The organism is Trichococcus flocculiformis, assembly GCF_900113645.1.
GTDB lineage: Bacteria > Bacillota > Bacilli > Lactobacillales > Aerococcaceae > Trichococcus > Trichococcus flocculiformis.
Genome location: NZ_FOQC01000090.1, coordinates 1 through 2,532 on the forward strand (window position 1 = coordinate 1; position 2,532 = coordinate 2,532).

The window sequence follows — 2,532 nt, forward strand, 5'->3', positions numbered from 1 at the left end:
ATATCTACATACCAAAAAATAAAAAAATCCCCATAAACGCATATATAACGCGATTTATGGGGATTTTTCGGTTTAGCAACTGTAAAAGTCGGGAGAGTGCAAGTAAACTGAAAAACTTACGACAGTCAATCACGTTGCCCTTAAATAATATACCCGTGAAGCTTTTTAAAAAAATAGCAGGTAAAGCAATTTTGGCTTTACCTGCTAAAATAATTTGATTCATTACCCATTGATTCTTTTAATTTCCCTTTTTTGATTCATAAGAAAGCTCAGCAACAAGTTGATTGTAATAAGTACCAAAAGTGTGCCAACCAACGGCCATATATTAAGGCCAGTACTAGAGATGCCTAAAATCTCTTTAAGAAAATCGAGAATGTTCATTGTAATCTGTTTATCAATGGTTTGGAAAAGCAATCCTACCAAAGTTGGAATCATGATCAGTGCCAATAAAATCAGAATTTTTTGGATTCCGGAAAACAACTCATTAAAGGTGCCTATGACAACACCAATGGTACTTGCAAAAAACAGAAAGAAAAATAACAAGAACCAGCTTGGAAAAAAGGCACTTTTACTATATAAATCTACCAGAAAAATTTCAAATCGGAAGTTGCTGATCAATGGGCGGTCAAATAGCTTTTGAATAAGTACCAGTAAACCAGAAAATCCTACCGAAATCAAAGCGTTCGTCCAAATATTAGCCAGAAAGATATTCTGACGTGAAAGGCCATTCTGAATGAATAATTTAAAATCAGAATTAATCCCAATTAATGCCAAGATAAACATGAAACAAATGGCACTAAAAATTATGTCCGAATGAACGATTTCCGTTGTATCCGAAAGAAAAATGGCTAAAAGCGGCATCAAGCAAGCGAATACGGTGAAGTATGCCATATAGATTAATAGCGATCGCGTCTGGTAGGTTAAACGATAAGTGATAGCAGTCTTTAGTTTCATATTAAATACCCTTCTTTCCTTTAGTTAACTGAATGAAGTAGGTTTGCAAATTTACCGGGGCAACCGTGATATTCTCAGGAATTGCTTGGTGCAGCTCTCCTGAAACATACACATTTACCAATCCGCCCAGTTCTTCTTTGCCCACCACATTCAGATGCTCCGCAAAGCTTTCGACCTGTTCTCTAGGTCCGGAGATCATATTGCTCTCCCTTAAAATATTTTCCACGGTATCCGTCAGTACTATCTTCCCATGATCGATGATAATGACTTCTTCAAAGAGATTGGTAATTTCCTCAATCAAATGGGTTGAAACAATGAATGTGCGAGGCCGTTTTTCATAAGCTTCAACCAAGTAGCCATAAAATAAGTCCCGGTAATTAGCATCTAAACCTAGCACAGGTTCATCCAGAAATATGTAATCACAAGGTACACAAAGCGCCGTAATCAACTTGGCTATACTGCGGTATCCTGTCGAGAGCTTGCGAAACTTTAAATTTGTATCAAGTTCAAAAGCCGCAACCAGCTCTGTGGAAAATTCCCAATCAAAGGTTCCGTACAAACCTGCACTGATTTTGAAAATGTCTTTCACTTTCATGCTTCCCGGAAAAAGATTGTCTTCGCTCATGAGATAAATCTGATTCAGTTCCTTTTCGTTTTCCGTAAGCGGTTTGCCATCCAGCAAGACCTGGCCGGCGCTAGCAAAGCTACGATTATTGATAATATTGAGCAGGGTACTTTTCCCTGCCCCGTTTCTCCCCAACAAGCCATAAATTTTTTGTGGTTCGAATGACACAGTAACATCTGCTAAAACGGCTTTATCTTGGTATTTTTTACTTATTTGCTCCACAACCAAACTCATAATTGATACCCTCTTTCGATTAATTTTTTTAATTGCTCGGCGGTAATACCTAGTTTTTTGGCTTCTACAACCAAGTGAGCGATTTCTTTTGTTAGGAATTCTTCTTTACGGATACTTTTAACTTTATCTTGTGCACCTGCTAATACAAACATACCTAATCCTCGTTTCTTTTCAATTAATTCTTGATCAACAAGCAAGTTCATCCCTTTTAAGACGGTCGCCGGATTAATTTGATAGCCTTTCGAGATTTCTGTAGTGGAGGGAATCTGCTCTAGCTCTTTATATGAGCCATTCAAAATACCTTCCGTAATTTGATCCGCAACTTGTTGAAATAAAGGTTTGCTTCCTGAGTATTCAAACTTCAATTTTTTCACCTCAGTCATTCAGTTAATTACTTATGTAACTAAGTCTATACGTGAAACATAGAGAAGTCAACATATACTATCTAAAAAAATATTTGCGTTCTATCGTTTAAAAAGAAAAATACCGATTTTCTGACACTTTGAAGCTGTCAGAAAATCGGTATTGAAAAATATTTAACTAAGATTTCACACCCTAGAAAGGAATGTCGATCATTGATACGATAATGGGTCCCCTATAACATAATTATGCCGCGAAAACCGCGCATCAGAGGGCCATGCACACGTATTCTATACCGATATTTTCAAAAAAGGACTTACGCCGCCAGCTTGGACGTATCTGCCCTTCTCATCCTTTCC

At 37.3% G+C, this 2,532-nt stretch carries 4 protein-coding genes; 1 reads left to right on the forward strand and 3 read right to left on the reverse strand.

Annotation, left to right across the window (positions count from 1 at the left end):
- Positions 1-218 (forward strand): hypothetical protein (locus BMZ71_RS15220; protein ID WP_218142841.1); only part of this gene is annotated, 218 nt, incomplete at its 5' end.
- A 4-nt stretch (positions 219-222) separates the two neighbouring features.
- Here the strand turns inward: BMZ71_RS15220 and BMZ71_RS14415 are convergent.
- The 3 genes from BMZ71_RS14415 to BMZ71_RS14425 are packed head-to-tail and all read right to left on the reverse strand — an operon-like array spanning position 223 to position 2,178.
- Positions 223-954 carry a hypothetical protein gene (locus BMZ71_RS14415; protein ID WP_086989637.1) on the reverse strand — a complete coding sequence of 244 codons (732 nt, stop codon included), beginning with the start codon at positions 952-954 and terminating at the stop codon, positions 223-225.
- Position 955: 1 nt separating this feature from the next.
- Complete coding sequence (locus BMZ71_RS14420) at positions 956-1,813, reverse strand: ATP-binding cassette domain-containing protein (RefSeq protein ID WP_086989635.1); 858 nt, start codon at positions 1,811-1,813, stop codon at positions 956-958.
- Positions 1,810-2,178, reverse strand: a complete 369-nt coding sequence (locus BMZ71_RS14425) for a GntR family transcriptional regulator (RefSeq protein ID WP_086989651.1) — start codon at positions 2,176-2,178, stop codon at positions 1,810-1,812. Before BMZ71_RS14425 ends, BMZ71_RS14420 begins: the two co-directional genes overlap by 4 nt.
- Positions 2,179-2,532: the final 354 nt, after the last annotated feature.

Excerpts from the sequence above, each read along its gene's own strand:
- BMZ71_RS14415 (WP_086989637.1), bottom strand. The coding sequence starts at position 954 with ATGAAACTAAAGACTGCTATCACTTATCGTTTAACCTACCAGACGCGA.
- BMZ71_RS14420 (WP_086989635.1), bottom strand. The coding sequence starts at position 1,813 with ATGAGTTTGGTTGTGGAGCAAATAAGTAAAAAATACCAAGATAAAGCC.